This window comes from Ruegeria sp. AM1, from assembly GCF_056540745.1.
Genome location: NZ_JBQFXH010000003.1, coordinates 114802 through 130001 on the forward strand (window position 1 = coordinate 114802; position 15200 = coordinate 130001).

At 59.6% G+C, this 15200-nt stretch carries 17 protein-coding genes; 13 read left to right on the forward strand and 4 right to left on the reverse strand.

Annotated elements, in window-relative coordinates; genetic code table 11:
- Positions 1-50: 50 nt before the first annotated feature.
- The 3 genes from ACR0I7_RS10970 to fsa form a co-directional block, all read right to left on the reverse strand.
- Positions 51-971: a tyrosine recombinase XerC gene (locus tag ACR0I7_RS10970; RefSeq protein WP_480510903.1), complete on the reverse strand. Its 921-nt coding sequence runs from the start codon at positions 969-971 to the stop codon at positions 51-53.
- Positions 968-1675 (reverse strand): DUF484 family protein, encoded by a 708-nt coding sequence (locus ACR0I7_RS10975; protein ID WP_480510905.1) that lies wholly within the window; start codon positions 1673-1675, stop codon positions 968-970. Before ACR0I7_RS10975 ends, ACR0I7_RS10970 begins: the two co-directional genes overlap by 4 nt.
- A gap of 205 nt (positions 1676-1880) precedes the next feature.
- The gene (gene fsa / locus ACR0I7_RS10980; RefSeq protein ID WP_480510907.1) at positions 1881-2534 is read right to left on the reverse strand and encodes a fructose-6-phosphate aldolase; all 654 of its coding nucleotides are present in this window, start codon (positions 2532-2534) and stop codon (positions 1881-1883) included.
- 88 nt (positions 2535-2622) lie between these two features.
- On the opposite strand from fsa, the gene ACR0I7_RS10985 reads away from it, so the two are divergent.
- The 4 genes from ACR0I7_RS10985 to ACR0I7_RS11000 all read left to right on the forward strand — a co-directional run bounded on the left by ACR0I7_RS10985 (position 2623) and on the right by ACR0I7_RS11000 (position 7518).
- On the forward strand, positions 2623-4818 hold the full coding sequence (locus tag ACR0I7_RS10985; protein ID WP_480510909.1) for a primosomal protein N': 2196 nt from the start codon (positions 2623-2625) through the stop codon (positions 4816-4818).
- An 80-nt stretch (positions 4819-4898) separates the two neighbouring features.
- Positions 4899-6131, forward strand: a complete 1233-nt coding sequence (locus ACR0I7_RS10990; RefSeq protein WP_480510911.1) for an MFS transporter — start codon at positions 4899-4901, stop codon at positions 6129-6131.
- 66 nt (positions 6132-6197) lie between these two features.
- Positions 6198-7076 (forward strand): 50S ribosomal protein L11 methyltransferase, encoded by an 879-nt coding sequence (locus tag ACR0I7_RS10995; RefSeq protein WP_480510913.1) that lies wholly within the window; start codon positions 6198-6200, stop codon positions 7074-7076.
- Positions 7077-7176: 100 nt separating this feature from the next.
- Positions 7177-7518, forward strand: coding sequence for a hypothetical protein (locus ACR0I7_RS11000; protein ID WP_480510915.1), 342 nt, complete (start codon positions 7177-7179; stop codon positions 7516-7518).
- A gap of 94 nt (positions 7519-7612) precedes the next feature.
- Here ACR0I7_RS11000 and ACR0I7_RS11005 read toward each other — a convergent pair whose 3' ends face one another.
- On the reverse strand, positions 7613-7825 hold the full coding sequence (locus tag ACR0I7_RS11005; RefSeq protein ID WP_480510917.1) for a DUF1127 domain-containing protein: 213 nt from the start codon (positions 7823-7825) through the stop codon (positions 7613-7615).
- A gap of 333 nt (positions 7826-8158) precedes the next feature.
- Between ACR0I7_RS11005 and ruvC the strand changes: the two genes are divergently transcribed.
- The 9 genes from ruvC to tolB all read left to right on the forward strand — a co-directional run bounded on the left by ruvC (position 8159) and on the right by tolB (position 15158).
- The gene (ruvC, locus tag ACR0I7_RS11010) at positions 8159-8656 is read left to right on the forward strand and encodes a crossover junction endodeoxyribonuclease RuvC (protein WP_480510919.1); all 498 of its coding nucleotides are present in this window, start codon (positions 8159-8161) and stop codon (positions 8654-8656) included.
- Complete coding sequence (gene ruvA, locus ACR0I7_RS11015; protein ID WP_480510920.1) at positions 8653-9330, forward strand: Holliday junction branch migration protein RuvA; 678 nt, start codon at positions 8653-8655, stop codon at positions 9328-9330. The genes ruvC and ruvA overlap by 4 nt, the downstream gene beginning before the upstream one ends.
- A 4-nt stretch (positions 9331-9334) precedes the next feature.
- Positions 9335-10354 carry a Holliday junction branch migration DNA helicase RuvB gene (gene ruvB, locus ACR0I7_RS11020; RefSeq protein ID WP_480510922.1) on the forward strand — a complete coding sequence of 340 codons (1020 nt, stop codon included), beginning with the start codon at positions 9335-9337 and terminating at the stop codon, positions 10352-10354.
- Between the two features lie 58 nt (positions 10355-10412).
- The gene (locus ACR0I7_RS11025; protein ID WP_480510923.1) at positions 10413-11036 is read left to right on the forward strand and encodes a hypothetical protein; all 624 of its coding nucleotides are present in this window, start codon (positions 10413-10415) and stop codon (positions 11034-11036) included.
- A complete protein-coding gene (ybgC, locus tag ACR0I7_RS11030) occupies positions 11033-11416 on the forward strand; it encodes a tol-pal system-associated acyl-CoA thioesterase (RefSeq protein ID WP_480510925.1) in 384 nt (127 codons plus the stop codon). The genes ACR0I7_RS11025 and ybgC overlap by 4 nt, the downstream gene beginning before the upstream one ends.
- A gap of 106 nt (positions 11417-11522) precedes the next feature.
- Positions 11523-12218 (forward strand): protein TolQ, encoded by a 696-nt coding sequence (tolQ, locus tag ACR0I7_RS11035; RefSeq protein WP_480510927.1) that lies wholly within the window; start codon positions 11523-11525, stop codon positions 12216-12218.
- Position 12219: 1 nt separating this feature from the next.
- The gene (gene tolR / locus ACR0I7_RS11040; protein ID WP_480510929.1) at positions 12220-12696 is read left to right on the forward strand and encodes a protein TolR; all 477 of its coding nucleotides are present in this window, start codon (positions 12220-12222) and stop codon (positions 12694-12696) included.
- Between the two features lie 9 nt (positions 12697-12705).
- Positions 12706-13842 carry an energy transducer TonB gene (locus ACR0I7_RS11045; protein ID WP_480510931.1) on the forward strand — a complete coding sequence of 379 codons (1137 nt, stop codon included), beginning with the start codon at positions 12706-12708 and terminating at the stop codon, positions 13840-13842.
- Complete coding sequence (gene tolB / locus ACR0I7_RS11050) at positions 13839-15158, forward strand: Tol-Pal system beta propeller repeat protein TolB (protein WP_480510933.1); 1320 nt, start codon at positions 13839-13841, stop codon at positions 15156-15158. Before ACR0I7_RS11045 ends, tolB begins: the two co-directional genes overlap by 4 nt.
- Positions 15159-15200 lie beyond the last annotated feature (42 nt).

The following is a 15200-nucleotide window of genomic DNA, read 5'->3' on the forward strand; positions in this document are numbered from 1 at the left end:
AAAAACCCAAAGCGTCTGCGGCGTCGGCAAACTGTTCCAATTTTGGCGTGTCAGGCTTTGGGGTGGGCGCGGTTGTATACCTCCATCAACCGTGCGGTATCGACGGCGGTATAGGCCTGAGTGGTCGACAGGGATGCGTGACCCAGAAGCTCCTGAATGGCGCGCAGATCGCCGCCCGCTGACAGAAGATGCGTGGCAAAGCTATGTCGCATCGCATGCGGAGTGGCCGTGGCCGGAAGGCCAAGCTGCATTCTGGCCTTGGCCATCACCCCCTGAATGGCGCGCGCGTTCAGTGCGCCGCCCCGGACGCCACGGAACAAAGGCGCCGTTGGTGCCTGCGGGTGGGGGCAGAGTCGCAGATAGCGCGCAACCGCCTCGCGGGCGGCGGGGATCACCGGAACAATGCGTTCCTTATCCCCTTTCCCAAGAATGCGAAGAGTGGGCGGCAGAGGCGCATCTGCTCCGGTTAGCGACAAGGCTTCGGAGATGCGCAGGCCGCAGCCATAGAGCAGGGTTACAACTGCTACGTCGCGGGCTGAGACCCAGTCCGATCCGGATTGCAGCTCGACCGTTTCGATCATTGCGCGGGCCGCGTCTTCGGCTAGGGGCCGGGGCAGTTTCTTTGTGTATTTTGGGGCGCGTGTCGACAGAACGGCGGTGGGCTCAAACCCCTCGCGTTCGGCCAGCCAGCGATAGAAGCTTTTGACCGCCGACAGTTTGCGGGCCAGCGAACGTGCCCCCACGCCGGTCTCGCGCTGCTGCGCCATCCAGGCCCGCATGTCGGATACGGTGATCCGTTCCAGCGCAGCCAAACCCTGTTGCGCATTGTGGTGCAGGGTCATGAAGGACAGGAATTCGGTGACATCACTGCGATAGGCGTTTTGAGTGTTCTCGGATCGCCCGGCAAGGGCGGCCAGACTGCTCAGCCAGTGCTGCAGCGCATCGCGGCAGGCTGGTGAGATCAGGCTCACGACAACCAGTGGCGCATCGAGCGTTCGAATACGCCTGCAAAAAATGCCAGAAGATCAGTACCCAGCTGAGGCGAGAAATGATCGGGGTCCTTGGCCGCCATCGCGATCATTCCGGGCAGGCGGCCTTCGCCGAAATCAAGCTTGAGGCAGGCCTCGGACCGCATCTGTTCGGCGCGTGCGCCATAAATCCGGCGATTGGGTTGGCGAATTTTGCGCAGGGTCACGTCGCGGGGTTGAGTGTTGCGGTCGTAGGTCAGATAGGCATCCACAAAGCCGGGTTCGGCCACCGTCAGCACACCGCCCAGTTTATCGACCGACGGGTCATCCTGCATCAGCGTGGTTTCCAGCACCAGCGTGATCTTGTCGACGCGTAGAATCTCGGCAATGTCGGCGCCGAGCGTGCCCAGGAAATCCTCGAACTCGATAGGTTCGAGCAGGCGCAGGATGGCGCGGTGAACCTGATTGGTCCCGGCGAGGTTTTCATAGGCTGCAGCAATGACCGAACGATGTGTGTCTTCCAGCCGATCCAGTCGCGCCTCGAGCCGCTGCATGGCGATGCCGCGCAGGTCGATGACATTGTTTCCGCGCGCCTGTTCGTTTGCGGCGACGAGCGCCTGCATTAGGTCCTTGTCGTCCAGCACAGCATCTGGTTCAGCCAGAATCGCGGCGCGGAGATTGTCCTTGAGTTTGGTGTTGCTGCTCATGTCCCGTCCGGTCTTTTTTTGTTGGGCGGCTTATAACATGGGTTGCTGCGATTGCCTTGGAAAAAATGCACGCTTAGCTGGATTTAGCCGGGCGATGTGTCGGAAAGGCTCCCGCCTGCAATGCCCTGATCAAAAGATCAGGTTTTGCAGTTGGGCGTGGCGCGGTGCCAGGCGGCACCGCGCGGTTGCGTCTGGTTCGCTGGGGTTACAGGATTTTCTGGCCGGTTTTGGCCCAGTCGGCCAGGAAGGTTTCCAGGCCTTTGTCCGTCAGCGGGTGATCGGCCAATTTCTTGATGACGGCTGGTGGGGCGGTGATCACGTCGGCGCCGATGCGCGCACTGTCGGTCACGTGGTTAACGGTGCGGATCGAAGCGGCAAGAATTTCGGTCTCAAACCCGTAATTGTCATAAACCTGACGGATATCGGCAATCAGGTCCATGCCGTCTAGGTTGATATCGTCCAAACGGCCGATAAAGGGCGAGATGAAGGTTGCGCCCGCTTTGGCCGCCAGAATCGCCTGATTGGTCGAGAAGCACAGGGTCACATTGACCATCTGGCCTTCGTCCGACAGGGTTTTGCAGGTTTTCAGACCGGCCCACGTCAGCGGCACTTTGACCGCGATGTTCGGTGCGATTTTGGCCAGCTTGCGGCCTTCGGCGATCATGTCGTCAGCTTCGGTGGCGACAACTTCGGCCGACACGGGGCCGTCGACCAGATCGCAGATTTCCTTGGTCACTTCCAGAATGTCGCGACCTGATTTCAGGATCAGCGAGGGGTTGGTGGTGACACCGTCCACCATGCCCAGATCGTTCAGTTCGGCGATGGCGTTGATCTCGGCTGTATCTACGAAGAATTTCATGCGGGCAGTCCTTTGATGGGTTGGCCTTGGTCGCAGATGGCTTTACCTCAAAGAGGCCTATGCTGAAACCCCCTGCTGAGGATATACTGTGAGCGCTAACGGATTTTTCGATCAGGGCGAGTTGGTGGCGGTGCTGACAACGCAGCCTCTGGACCGAACGTTAGACTACAAAGCGCCCGAGGGCGGGTGCTTTCTTGGGGCATTTGTTGAGGTGCCATTGGGCCCGCGCACGGTGCTGGGCGTGGTCTGGGGGCCGGGTCAGGGCGGTTTTGACATCAGCAAGGCGCGGTCGGTGATCCGCGTGCTCGAGGTCGCGCCGATGCGCGAAGAAATGCGGGTGTTTCTTGACAAGGTCGCCGATTACACGCTGACACCCATGCCCGCCATGTTGCGACTGGCGACGCGTGCGCCGGGGCTGGGTGATCCGCCGTCGATGCGCAAGATTTATCGGTTGGGCAACGCTCAGCCGGATCGTATGACCGATGCGCGCACGCGTGTGCTGGAGGTTTTGAGGAACTATGGCGGGCTGGCCTTTACTCTGAAAGAGCTGGCGGAACAGGCGGGTGTTACATCCTCGGTCGTCAAAGGTTTGGTGAAACAGGGTGCGGTGCGCGAAGAAGACAGCCCGCGCGATCTGCCCTATCCACATCTGGACCCGGATCTGCCAGGCAAACACCTGACCGCCGATCAGGCGGAGGCGGTGGCGCGCTTGCAGGCCGGTCAGCGGTCGGGCGCGTATGGCACGACTCTGCTGAAGGGGGTGACCGGGTCGGGCAAGACCGAAGTTTATCTGGAGGCGGTGGCCGAGACGTTGCGGATGGGACGGCAGGCGCTGGTTCTGCTGCCCGAGATTGCGCTGACGGCCGAGTTCCTGACGCGGGTCGAGGCACGTTTTGGCGCCCGTCCGGCCGAGTGGCATTCGGGGGCAACCATGACCGAGCGCCGCCGGGTCTGGCGAATGGTCGGGCAGGGGAACGCGCAACTGGTTGTTGGCGCGCGATCTGCGCTGTTCCTGCCGTTTCAGGACCTTGGGCTGGTTGTAGTCGATGAGGAACACGACACCTCTTACAAACAGGAAGACGGGGTGCATTACAGCGCCCGTGACATGGCCGTTCTGCGGTCGGCCATCTGCGGGGGGCGGGTGGTTCTGGCCAGCGCGACACCTTCGCTTGAAAGCTGGGCCAATGCCGAGGCGGGCAAGTATGAACGGCTGGATCTGACGTCGCGGTTTGGCGCAGCGGTCCTGCCGGAGATGAAGCCGATAGATATGCGCGCCGAGCAGATGCAGTCAGGGACGTGGATTTCGCCATCTTTGCGTCAGGCTGTGCGGCAACGGATGGAACGTGGTGAACAATCGCTGCTGTTCATCAACCGTCGGGGCTATGCGCCGGTGACGTTGTGTCGGGCCTGTGGCGAGCAGATCGGGTGTGATCATTGCGACGCCCGAATGGTTGAGCATCGCTTTTTGAAACGTCTGATGTGCCACCAATGCGGCGAGACCAAACCGATGCCCGAGACCTGTCCATCCTGTGGCGTCGAAGGTAAGCTTGCGCCCGTCGGGCCGGGGATCGAACGACTAGCCGAAGAGGCCGAAGCGGCGTTCCCCGAGGCCAAGATCGCCATGCTCAGCTCTGATCTATTCGGTTCGGCCCGTGCGCTGAAGGCCAAGATCGAAGAGATTGCCGAAGGGGATGCCGACATTGTCATCGGCACGCAGCTTGTGGCCAAAGGGCACAACTTTCCCAAGCTAACGCTGGTTGGTGTCATTGATGCAGACCTCAGCCTACACGGTGCCGATTTGCGCGCGGCGGAACGCACGTTTCAATTGATGCGGCAAGTGGCCGGGCGCGCGGGCAGGGCCGATAAACCCGGTCAGGCGCTGCTGCAGACCTTTCAGCCCGAACATCCGGTGATCCGCGCCATTTTGTCGGGCGATGAAGAAGGGTTCTGGAAGGCCGAGGCCGCAGGACGGCAAGCCGCCGGGGTGCCGCCATATGGCAGAATGGCCGGGATCGTTCTTTCTGGTCCTGAGGTTGGACCGGTCTTTGACATTGGCAACATGCTTGCCCGAAACGACGACCCTTTGCGTCAGGTCGGGGCGCAGGTCTTTGGCCCTGCTCCTGCCCCGATTGCCCGCATTCGCGGCAGGCACAGGGTAAGGCTGTTGGTGAAGGCACCAAAAGGCGCGCCCATTCAGGATGCCATTGCCCGCTGGATCGCTCCCCTGCGTCTCAAGGGCGATATTCGTCTGACCGTAGATATTGACCCGCAGAGCTTTTACTGACGTCTGCAGGTGTGCAGAGGCCATGTGCGTCGCGCGCTTTGCCCTCGCCAAACTCAAAAAATGGGCGTAGAGGAAGTTCGATGCTGAAACCCATACCTCTTGCTGAGGCGCAGAGCCTTCCGTTCTGGCGCCGACCTATCGCGCTCTTGTTTGTGATGGCGCTGACGATGCCGATTGCGTTTAACGCATGGAGCGCGTTGTTGAATAACTTCGTGATTGAGGTCGCAAGTTTCGACGGGGCCGATATCGGTTTGCTGCATACTGTCCGCGAGATTCCGGGCTTTCTGGCTGTGGGCGTGATCGCGGTGATCATCTTCATCCGCGAGCAGATACTGGCGATGATCTCGCTGATGATGCTGGGCGTTGCCACCGCCGTCACGGCCTGGTTTCCCAGTCTTGGCGGGTTGCTTTTTGTAACGCTTTTCAGCTCGATCGGCTTTCACTACTACGAAACCGTGAACCAGTCGCTGCAGCTGCAATGGCTGCCCAAAGAGCGCGCGCCACAGGTGCTTGGTTGGTTGGTGGCTGCCGGCTCAGCCGCCACGGCCGTTGTCTACGGTCTGATCGTTCTAACATGGGAGCGGTTCGATCTGTCTTATAACTTCGTGTTTATGGCTGCAGGCGGCGTGACGGCCCTGCTGGCGCTGTTCTGCCTGATGGCCTATCCGCAGTTCGATGCGCCCACGCCGCAGACCAAAAAGCTGATCCTGCGCCGCCGCTATTGGCTCTACTATGCTCTGCAATTTATGGCAGGTGCGCGGCGGCAGATCTTTGTCGTTTTTGCGGGCTTCATGATGGTCGAAAAGTTCGGGTTCGAAGTGCATGAACTGACCAGCCTGTATTTGATCAACCTGATGATCAACATGCTTGCAGCCCCTCTGCTGGGCAAAGCGGTCGCGCGTTTTGGCGAACGCCGCACATTGATTTTCGAATATGCCGGTCTGGCGATTGTGTTTGCCGCGTATGGCGGGATCTATTGGTTCGGCTGGGGCGTGCTGCTTGCGGCGGTGCTTTATGTAATTGACCATGTGCTCTTTGCCCTCGCGCTGGCGCTGAAAACCTATTTCCAGAAAATTGCAGACCCGGCGGATATCGCGCCAACAGCGGCCGTTGCTTTTACGATCAACCACATCGCGGCGGTATTCTTGCCAGCGCTGCTGGGGCTTCTCTGGGTTGTTTCGCCCGGTGCGGTTTTTGCATTGGCGGCTGCGATGGCGCTGGTGTCTCTGGCGCTGTCCCTGCTGATCCCGCGCCACCCAGAGCCCGGTAATGAAACGGTCCTGTCGAAATACGCGGCGACACCCGCTGAATAGCCTGCAGCGCTTGACCTTGGCGCGCCCGCATCCTAGGCGCTGTATCAACCGATACAGGAGGCCTTCATGCCCACATTCACTGCCCTTACCACCCTGACCGGCAAAGCCGCAGCCGAAGGTCTGGGCGAAGCAATGGAGCGTCTGGATCCCGAACCAACCGGTGTCGGTGTGTTCGAGGTCGAGGACGGCTCGGGCCTGTGGGAGGTTGGCGGATATTTCACGGACGCGCCGGATGAGACCGCACTGGCGGTTCTGTCAGCCGCGTTTGAGGCCAAGCCGTTTGTTGTGTCTGAGCTTCCCGAGACGGATTGGGTCGCGCATGTCCGCCGCGAATTGGCGCCGGTCGAGGCCGGACGGTTCTTTGTCTATGGCAGCCATGACGCTGACAAACTCCCCAAGGACCGTATTCCGCTGTTGATTGAGGCAGCCATGGCCTTCGGTACCGGACACCATGGCACGACGCTGGGCTGCCTGCGCGCGCTGGATAAGCTGATCGAGAACGGTTTCAGCGCCTCCCGCGTCGCGGATATCGGGTGTGGAACAGCTGTACTGGCGATGGCAGCTGCACGGGTTTGGGAGGGCGACTTTCTGGCCAGCGATATCGATCAGGTCGCCGTTGATGTGGCCGAGGCCAATCTGAAAGCCAACGGAATGTCCGGTGCGGTGCGGTGCATCGAAGCGACCGGGTTCGACCATGCCGAATTGCAGGCATTGGCGCCCTATGACCTGATCTTTGCGAATATACTGAAAGGCCCGCTTATCGCGCTGTCTCCGGATATTGCCCGGAACCTGCGGGCGGGTGGACAGGCGATTCTGTCGGGAATCCTTAACGAACAGGCCGATGATGTGGTGTCTGTTTATGCACAGAACGGGTTCAATGTGTCTGACAGAAGTATGATTGGTGAATGGACGACGCTAATCTTAACCAAACAGGGCGCAACTTAGGCAATTTACGGGAGTTTTATGGATTTTTGCCACGGTTTTGACGTATTCTCTTTTTACCGTTTTCTGATCAATCGATGGGGGGCGGTTTTCGGAGGCTGCCATGACTGGAAAACAACTGGAATTTGATCAGCGCGTTCATCGCCTGAACAAGAAACATCAAAAGATGAGCCGCGGCTATCGTGCGACGATGCGCAAAGACGGGCTGGTCGTGATGAAACCGCAGCGCATGCGCTCGGCGATCCCGGCAAAGGTGCTGTTGCTCTGCCTATGCGGTTTCTTTGTCTTCAAAGCATTTCTTTTGTCAAATCTCGGACCATCCGCGTATCAATACCGGATCGATAGCCTGAACCAGGGAACGAGTGTTGAAAAGGCAGGGGCTTGGATCATGCAGCTTGACCCGGTCACAGAGCTGATTGCGGTTCAACTGAACACTCTGTTCTAGAACGTCAGCCTCATGCACAAAAAACACCGCGGCCTTCGGCGCGCGGTGTTTTTTGTTTGCCCAAGCAATATAGGGCCAGTGAGTGGTGGTGGTCTTAGCGCCGGTTCTCGGCAAACAAATCAATGTCGCCGCGTACCATGCCGATATCTTCCAGTTCGCGATCGGTCAAACCGTTCAACACGTTGCGTGTAACGCGAGCGTCATTCCATTCAACAAAGGCGTTTGCAGCCAAAGCGAAGAATGCGCCGATACGGCCAACAATGCCGAACGAGCCAGTGGTGATGCGGGTGGTGTCCAGTGCAGCCATATCCTGTGTCCTTCTGGTTTGTGTTACATCTGATCTTGCGATCTGCCGGGCATCTAGTGTTGCCGGATTGAGCGTGCAAGAGTGCTTTTTTGCATGTGTCCTATGCAGTTTCTGCAATGCTTTACTGAGGTGTAGTTCCCTTAAATATCTAGTGAATTCGTGCTCATGAATCGGGTCGCTTCCAGGCCCTTCGATGTCGAAAACGGCCCTCTTTGTCGTGCGCAGGACAGTCGGTGTCGCATTTTGGCCGGGGGCAATTCGCTTGGAAAATGTTCCTGTTTCGTGCTATCCGATAAAAAAGATGTCAAAAATCCGAGCAGGCCGAGGCAAAACATGCGAATTCTGGGCATTGATCCTGGGCTGAGAACCCTGGGATGGGGCGTTATCGAATCAAATGGCAGCCGGTTGAGCCATGTGTCGAATGGCTTGTGTAAATCTGATGGGGACGATCTGGGCGAACGTCTGCTGTCGCTGCACAATCAGATCGTCGAGGTGATCGCCGAACATGTGCCGGATCAGGCCGCGATCGAACAGACCTTTGTGAACAAGGACGGGGCAGGGACGCTCAAGCTGGGTCAGGCGCGGGGCGTGGCCCTGTTGACACTGGCACAGGCTGGGTTGCCGGTGGGTGAATATGCGCCGAACCGGGTCAAGAAAACCGTCGTCGGTGTTGGGCATGCGGAAAAAGAACAGGTGCTGCATATGGTCAAGCTGCAGCTGCCGGGCTGTCAGCCCAAAGGGGCGGACGCGGCCGATGCGCTGGCGATTGCGATCTGTCACGCCTATTACGGAAGGACGCAGCAATCGCGAGTGAAAGAGGTGCGCGCATGATCGGAAAACTGACGGGTTGGCTGGACTACCGTGCAGCAGACCACGTTTTGATCGACGTTCGGGGTGTTGGATACATCGTCTATTGCTCGGACCGGACCATGGCGGCGTTGCCGGGCGTTGGCGAGGGCGTGTCCATCTATACCGATATGGTCGTGCGCGAAGATCTGATGCAGCTTTACGGTTTTCTGTCTCTGGTGGAAAAGGAATGGCACCGGTTGTTGTGCTCGGTTCAGGGTGTCGGGGCCAAGGTCTCGTTGGCGATCCTCAGCGCGCTGGGGCCGGATGGGGTCAGCCGTGCCATCGCTTTGGGCGACTGGGGCGCTGTGAAGGCCGCAAAGGGGGTTGGCCCCAAGACCGCGCAACGGATTGTGCTGGACCTCAAGGACAAGGCGCCCGGCGTGATGGCGATGGGGGGCACGGTGACTGAGGCGCTGGATGGGCCTGCGCTTGAGGTTGTTGAACCTGCCGAGCCGGCCCCAGCGCCGAAGCGCAAGCCGCAATCTGCGTCTGGCTCAGCTGCAGCGTCGGCCGGGGCGTTGTCTGCCCTGTCAAATCTGGGCTATGGCCCCTCAGACGCCGCATCGGCGGTGGCCGAAGCTGCGGCCAGCCTGCCGGATGCGGGTGAGGCGGATCTGATCCGTGCTGCGTTGAAATTGCTGGCTCCGAAAGGCTGAATGAATGGTTGATGCCGATCCTGCCCTGCGACCCGAGCCTTTGCCCGAAGACAATGACCGCGCGCTGCGCCCACAGGGGCTGGACGAATTCATCGGTCAGGCCGAAGCGCGCGCCAATCTGCGCATTTTCATCCAATCGGCCCGCCAGCGGGGCGAGGCGATGGATCATACTTTGTTTCATGGCCCTCCGGGGTTGGGTAAAACCACGCTGGCGCAAATCATGGCGCGCGAGCTAGGGGTGAATTTCCGCATGACCTCAGGGCCGGTTCTGGCCAAGGCGGGCGATCTCGCGGCGATCCTGACCAACTTGGAAGCCCGCGATGTTCTCTTCATCGACGAAATCCACCGTTTGAATCCGGCGGTCGAAGAGGTTCTGTATCCCGCGATGGAGGATTTTGAGCTGGATCTGGTGATCGGCGAAGGGCCAGCGGCGCGCACGGTTCGGATCGAGTTGCAGCCCTTTACGCTGGTTGGGGCCACCACACGGATGGGACTGCTGACGACCCCGCTGCGCGACCGGTTTGGCATTCCAACCCGACTGCAATTCTACACTGTGGACGAATTGCATGAGATCGTCACACGCAATGCGCGCAAACTGGGTGCACCGGCAGATGATGACGGCGCACGTGAGATTGCGCGGCGGTCACGCGGAACACCTCGTATCGCCGGGCGGTTGCTGCGGCGTGTGGTAGATTTTGCAATCGTCGAAGGTGACGGGCGGATTACACGCGAACTGGCAGATGGCGCGCTGACGCGGTTGGGGGTGGATAAACTGGGGCTCGACGGTGCGGACCGCCGATACCTCAAGCTGATTGCCGAGAACTACGCGGGCGGTCCGGTCGGGATCGAAACGCTATCGGCTGCTTTGTCGGAAAGCCGGGATTCGCTGGAAGAGGTGATCGAGCCCTACCTGTTGCAGCAGGGCCTGATCCAGCGCACACCACGCGGACGGATGCTGGCGCAGAAAGCCTGGACCCATCTGGGGATGGCTGCGCCCAAGGGGCAGAGCGATCTGTTCGGTTGAACCCGCGCGACATAAACCGTAAGCCAGCGGTACCGTGGAGAGGGCAAAGGGGCAAAGCGTGACACCAGAAGACATCCGGGCGCTGTTCACCCGAGAAAGCGGTGAGTTTCTGTTTGCGCGCTGGGGGCGTCCCATCGTGCCCATTGTCTTTGGTGTCGAAGATGAAACTCTGGCCACGGTCAAAGGGGCTTTTGAGGCGGTTGTGGCGCTGGCCGGTCACAAGATGGCAGAGACCGATCCCGAACTGGGCGCGAACTGCATGGTGTTTTTCTTTCGCGACTGGGGCGAATTGCTTGAGGTGCCTGACCTGGATCGTCTGATCCCAGATCTGGCTCCGCTGGTCGACCGCCTGCAAGCCGCTGACGCAAATCAATATCGCATTTTCCGGTTTGAGGAAGACGGCGCCATCCGTGCGGCCTTTGTCTTTTTGAAGATGGATAGGGAGTTGTCCTCGGTGCCCGCCGAAACGCTGGCACTGGGGCAGGTGGTGCAGACCATTCTGTTGTGGTCCGATACAGCCTTTCGAACGCAATCGCCGTTGGCGCGGGCAGGTGAGGCCACCATCCTGCGGCCCGATGTCGCCAGTCTGATCCGTGCGGCTTATGACCCGGTGCTGCCGGGTGTGGCGCAGGACAAGTCGCATGCGTTGCGATTGTTCGCACGGCTGGAGCTGCCGCAATGACGCATCTGTTTCCCATTCGCGTCTACTATGAAGACACTGATATGGGCGGCGTTGTGTATCACGCCAATTACCTGCGTTACATCGAAAGAGCCCGGTCCGACTGGGTGCGCAAACTTGGCAACGACCAGAACGCCATGCGCGAAGAGGGCATCGTCTGGGTCGTCCGGCGGATCGAGGCCGACTATCTGGCCTCTGCCAGGTTCGATGATGAGTTGCAGGTCGAGACCAAGATCCTCTCACTTTCAGGTGTGCGTCTGACCATGGCGCAGGTGATCCGCCGTGGCGCGACCGAGCTATTCAAGGCCACGGTAACGGTTGTTTGCATCAACAAAGGGGGCAAGCCGATCCGCCTTCCGGCAGAGATTCGCGCATTGATGTAACAAATTGTAAGGCCGGGGTGGTTCTGTTGGCATTTCATACCAATCTGCGTTAGCGTCGGTCAAAACAAGGCCAAATGGCCATCAGGCACAACTAAAGAGCAGGTTCATGGAAGCTGAAACGCTGGCGCTGGCGCAGGAGATCGATTTCTCCATGTGGGGGCTATTTGCCCGCGCGACCTTTATCGTCAAACTGGTGATGCTGATCCTTGTGATCGCATCATTCTGGTCTTGGGCCATCATCATTCAGAAACTTCTCAACTATCGCACGGCCCGTCGCGAGGCCCAGATTTTTGATGAATCCTTCTGGTCTGGCAATCCGTTGGACGAGCTGTTTGAAGAGATCGGCTCACGGCCTGATGGCAGTTCGGAAAAGATATTTGCCTCAGGAATGATCGAATGGCGCAGATCGCACCGCACAGATGGAGGGCTGATCGCTGGTGCAACTGCGCGGATCGACCGATCCATGGATGTCGCCATCGCCAAAGAGGCAGAGACCTTGCAAAAGGGTCTGCCCATTCTGGCCACCGTTGGCTCAACAGCGCCGTTTATCGGGCTGTTCGGGACTGTTTGGGGCATCATGAATGCGTTCATCGAGATCGCCGAGCAGCAGAACACCAACCTTGCGGTTGTTGCCCCGGGTATCGCCGAGGCGTTGCTGGCCACGGGACTTGGCCTGTTGGCCGCGATCCCGGCTGTAATCTTTTACAACAAGTTAAGCGCTGACAGCGACAGGATCGTCGGAGGGTATGAAGCCTTCGCTGACGAATTTGCAACCATCCTGTCGCGTCAGTTGGACGGCTGATATGGGTGCCGCTGTTCAGCAACCCTCGGGCGGGAACGGGCGCAGGCGCGGTCGGCGTCGCGGTCGTGCGCAGCCGATGGCCGAAATCAATGTGACGCCATTTGTTGACGTTATGCTTGTTTTGCTGATCATCTTTATGGTCGCGGCACCACTGCTAACTGTAGGTGTGCCGGTCGATCTGCCAAAAACCGCAGCAAGCGCATTGCCCGGAGATAACGAGGAGCCGCTGACTGTAACACTTACTGCGGATGGGCAGGTGCAAATCCAGACCACAGATGTCTTGCGCGAAGAGTTGATTGGCAAGCTACAGGCCATCGCCGCAGAAAGAAGCAGCGACCGCGTGTTCTTGCGGGCTGATGGCGCGATCCCTTATGCGCAGGTGATGCAGGTTATGGGCGCGCTGAACGCGGGCGGGTTCTCCAATGTTGGTCTTGTAACCGACACCGGCGGGCCGACGCTGGACGAAGGTGGAGAGTGAGGCCGCGGGGTGGATACCGGCACCAAGATCTCGGCGATTGCCCACGTGAGTCTGATCGGATGGGCCTTGTTCGGCGGCACCTTTCGGTCCGAACCGTTGCCTATGGCTGTGCAGGATGTTTCGGTGATTTCGTCTGAGCAATTCGACGCCATTTTGGCAGCGCGTCAGGCGCCCGAAGTTCCGTCGACCCCTGACACACTGGCGCAACCACCAGAGCCTATTGACGACACCAGCGCCCCCGCACCCGAGCCCGAAGACCCGCCACGGCCCGAGCCTGAGACGCCACCCGAGCCCGAGCCCGAAGTCGAGCCGGATGTGGTCGAGCTCCCGCCCGAGCCGGAGGTGAACGAAGAGCCTCCGACGCTGGAGCAGCCTGAAACTGAAACAGCCGCGTTGCCCTTGCCACCGGGCCCCGAAGCCCAGCCGCAACCTGCAGATCGGGTGGCCCCGGACCCCGTTGCGCCGCCGCCGCCAGAGGTCAAAATCGACGATGTGGAAACGCCACCTGTCTCACTGGACGAAGGGGCAGAGACTCAGCAAGAGCAGCAGGATCAGACCGCACAGGAAGAGGCCGCGCCCGAGATCGTGACCGAGGCTGAGGAAACGGTCGAGCTGTCACCCGCCACATCCCCACGCCCGCGCGTGCGACCCAACCGGCCACAGCCCCCGGCAGAGCCCGAGGTCGCTGAGGCCTCTGACACAGCGGAACCCGAGGCTGCGGAGCCCGAGGATACCGCCCCAGAGCCAGAGGCACCCGCCAATGACAACGCGATCAATGATGCGCTGGCTGAGGCGCTTGGCAACGGTACAGAGCCGTCAGGCCCGCCGCTGACCAGCGGTGAGAAAGATGCCATGCGCTTGGCCGTTTCCAAGTGTTGGAATGTGGGATCTTTGTCGACCGATGCGCTGAACACCGTTGTGGTGGTCGGATTCTCGCTGACACGCGATGGTTTGGTTGAAGGTGGAAGCCTGCGATTGCTGGACAGTTCGGGCGGTTCGCCCGGTGCCGAAAGACAAGCCTATGAGGCCGCTCGACGCGCGATTTTGCGCTGTGGAGCCCAAGGATATGACTTGCCTGCTGACAAATATGATCATTGGCGAGATGTTGAGATTACATTCAATCCCGAGAGGATGCGGATCAAATGATGAAACTTCTGACCAGCCTCTTAGTCGGCCTGACCCTGATGTCGGCGCCGGTTTATGCACAGGACACGACTTTGCGTTTGGAACTGGACGAGGGGATTATCGAACCTTTGCCCTTCGCAGTTCCCAGTTTTGTTCCGGATGGCCCAGCGGCAGCACAATATGCCAGCGACATATCGCGAGTTGTCGCTGCAGACCTTACGGGGACAGGCCTGTTTCGGGAAATCTCTTCGGACGCATTTATCAGCCGGGTCAGCAGCTTTGACGCGCCGGTTCAGTTTGCGGATTGGAAAGCAATCAATGCTCAGGCGCTGGTGACTGGTGCTGTGAATGTCTCGGGCAAACGTCTGACTGTGCGATTCCGGGTTTGGGATGTCTTCTCGGGGCAGGAACTGGGCAATGGTCTGCAATTTGCCGGAACCACCGACGGCTGGCGGCGTATGGCGCATAAGGTTTCCGATCAGGTCTATAGCCGGATCACCGGTGAGGGCGGGTATTTCGACAGCCGCGTGGCGTTTGTGTCGGAAAGCGGCCCCAAGGATCAGCGCCGTAAGCGGCTGGCGATCATGGATTATGATGGTGCGAATGTGCAGTATCTGACCGACAGCGCCGCGATTGTACTCGCCCCCCGCTTTTCGCCCACAGGCGACCGGCTGCTCTATACCAGTTATGAGAGTGGCCGCCCGCGCATCTATATGCTGGATGTGGGCCGTGTCAGGCACCAGGAACTGAAGACCCAGGAAGGCACGATGAGCTTTTCGCCGCGCTTTTCGCCGGATGGCCGATCAATCGTTTATTCGCTGACGCAAGGCGGCAATACCGATCTGTGGAAGATGGATCTGGCCTCAGGGCAAAGCGCACGTCTGACCAATACGCCTGCAATTGAAACCGCGCCCAGCTATTCGCCGGATGGCAGCCGCATTGTGTTTGAAAGCGACCGTTCCGGTACGCCACAGCTATACATTATGCCCGCCAATGGCGGCGAGGCGACGCGTATCAGCTTCGGCGCAGGGCGCTATGGCACGCCGGTCTGGTCGCCACGTGGCGATCTGGTTGCATTTACCAAACAAAACAAGGGTCGTTTCCACATTGGGGTGATGCGCATCGATGGCAGCGAAGAGCGTTTGCTGACGGCGTCGTTCCTTGATGAGGGGCCAACATGGTCGCCGAATGGGCGTGTCATTATGTTCTCGCGAGAAACGCAAGGCGCAAGCGGGCGGTCCTCACTGTATTCGGTGGATATTTCGGGCCGCAATCTGCGCCCTGTTTCAACACCGGATGGCGGCAGCGACCCGGCTTGGGGGCCGTTGCAGAATTGATCTTGGCTGCGATTGGGCGACGTTCACAACGCACCTGCGCTA

Bases quoted from the DNA above. Each gene is read 5' to 3' on its own strand.
- ACR0I7_RS10975 (WP_480510905.1), bottom strand. From the start codon at position 1,675: ATGAGCAGCAACACCAAACTCAAGGACAATCTCCGCGCCGCGATTCTG.
- fsa (WP_480510907.1), bottom strand. From the start codon at position 2,534: ATGAAATTCTTCGTAGATACAGCCGAGATCAACGCCATCGCCGAACTG.
- ACR0I7_RS10990 (WP_480510911.1), top strand. From the start codon at position 4,899: ATGCTGAAACCCATACCTCTTGCTGAGGCGCAGAGCCTTCCGTTCTGG.
- ACR0I7_RS10995 (WP_480510913.1), top strand. From the start codon at position 6,198: ATGCCCACATTCACTGCCCTTACCACCCTGACCGGCAAAGCCGCAGCC.
- ACR0I7_RS11000 (WP_480510915.1), top strand. From the start codon at position 7,177: ATGACTGGAAAACAACTGGAATTTGATCAGCGCGTTCATCGCCTGAAC.
- ACR0I7_RS11005 (WP_480510917.1), bottom strand. From the start codon at position 7,825: ATGGCTGCACTGGACACCACCCGCATCACCACTGGCTCGTTCGGCATT.
- ruvC (WP_480510919.1), top strand. From the start codon at position 8,159: ATGCGAATTCTGGGCATTGATCCTGGGCTGAGAACCCTGGGATGGGGC.
- ruvA (WP_480510920.1), top strand. From the start codon at position 8,653: ATGATCGGAAAACTGACGGGTTGGCTGGACTACCGTGCAGCAGACCAC.
- ruvB (WP_480510922.1), top strand. From the start codon at position 9,335: ATGGTTGATGCCGATCCTGCCCTGCGACCCGAGCCTTTGCCCGAAGAC.
- ybgC (WP_480510925.1), top strand. From the start codon at position 11,033: ATGACGCATCTGTTTCCCATTCGCGTCTACTATGAAGACACTGATATG.
- tolQ (WP_480510927.1), top strand. From the start codon at position 11,523: ATGGAAGCTGAAACGCTGGCGCTGGCGCAGGAGATCGATTTCTCCATG.
- tolR (WP_480510929.1), top strand. From the start codon at position 12,220: ATGGGTGCCGCTGTTCAGCAACCCTCGGGCGGGAACGGGCGCAGGCGC.
- tolB (WP_480510933.1), top strand. From the start codon at position 13,839: ATGATGAAACTTCTGACCAGCCTCTTAGTCGGCCTGACCCTGATGTCG.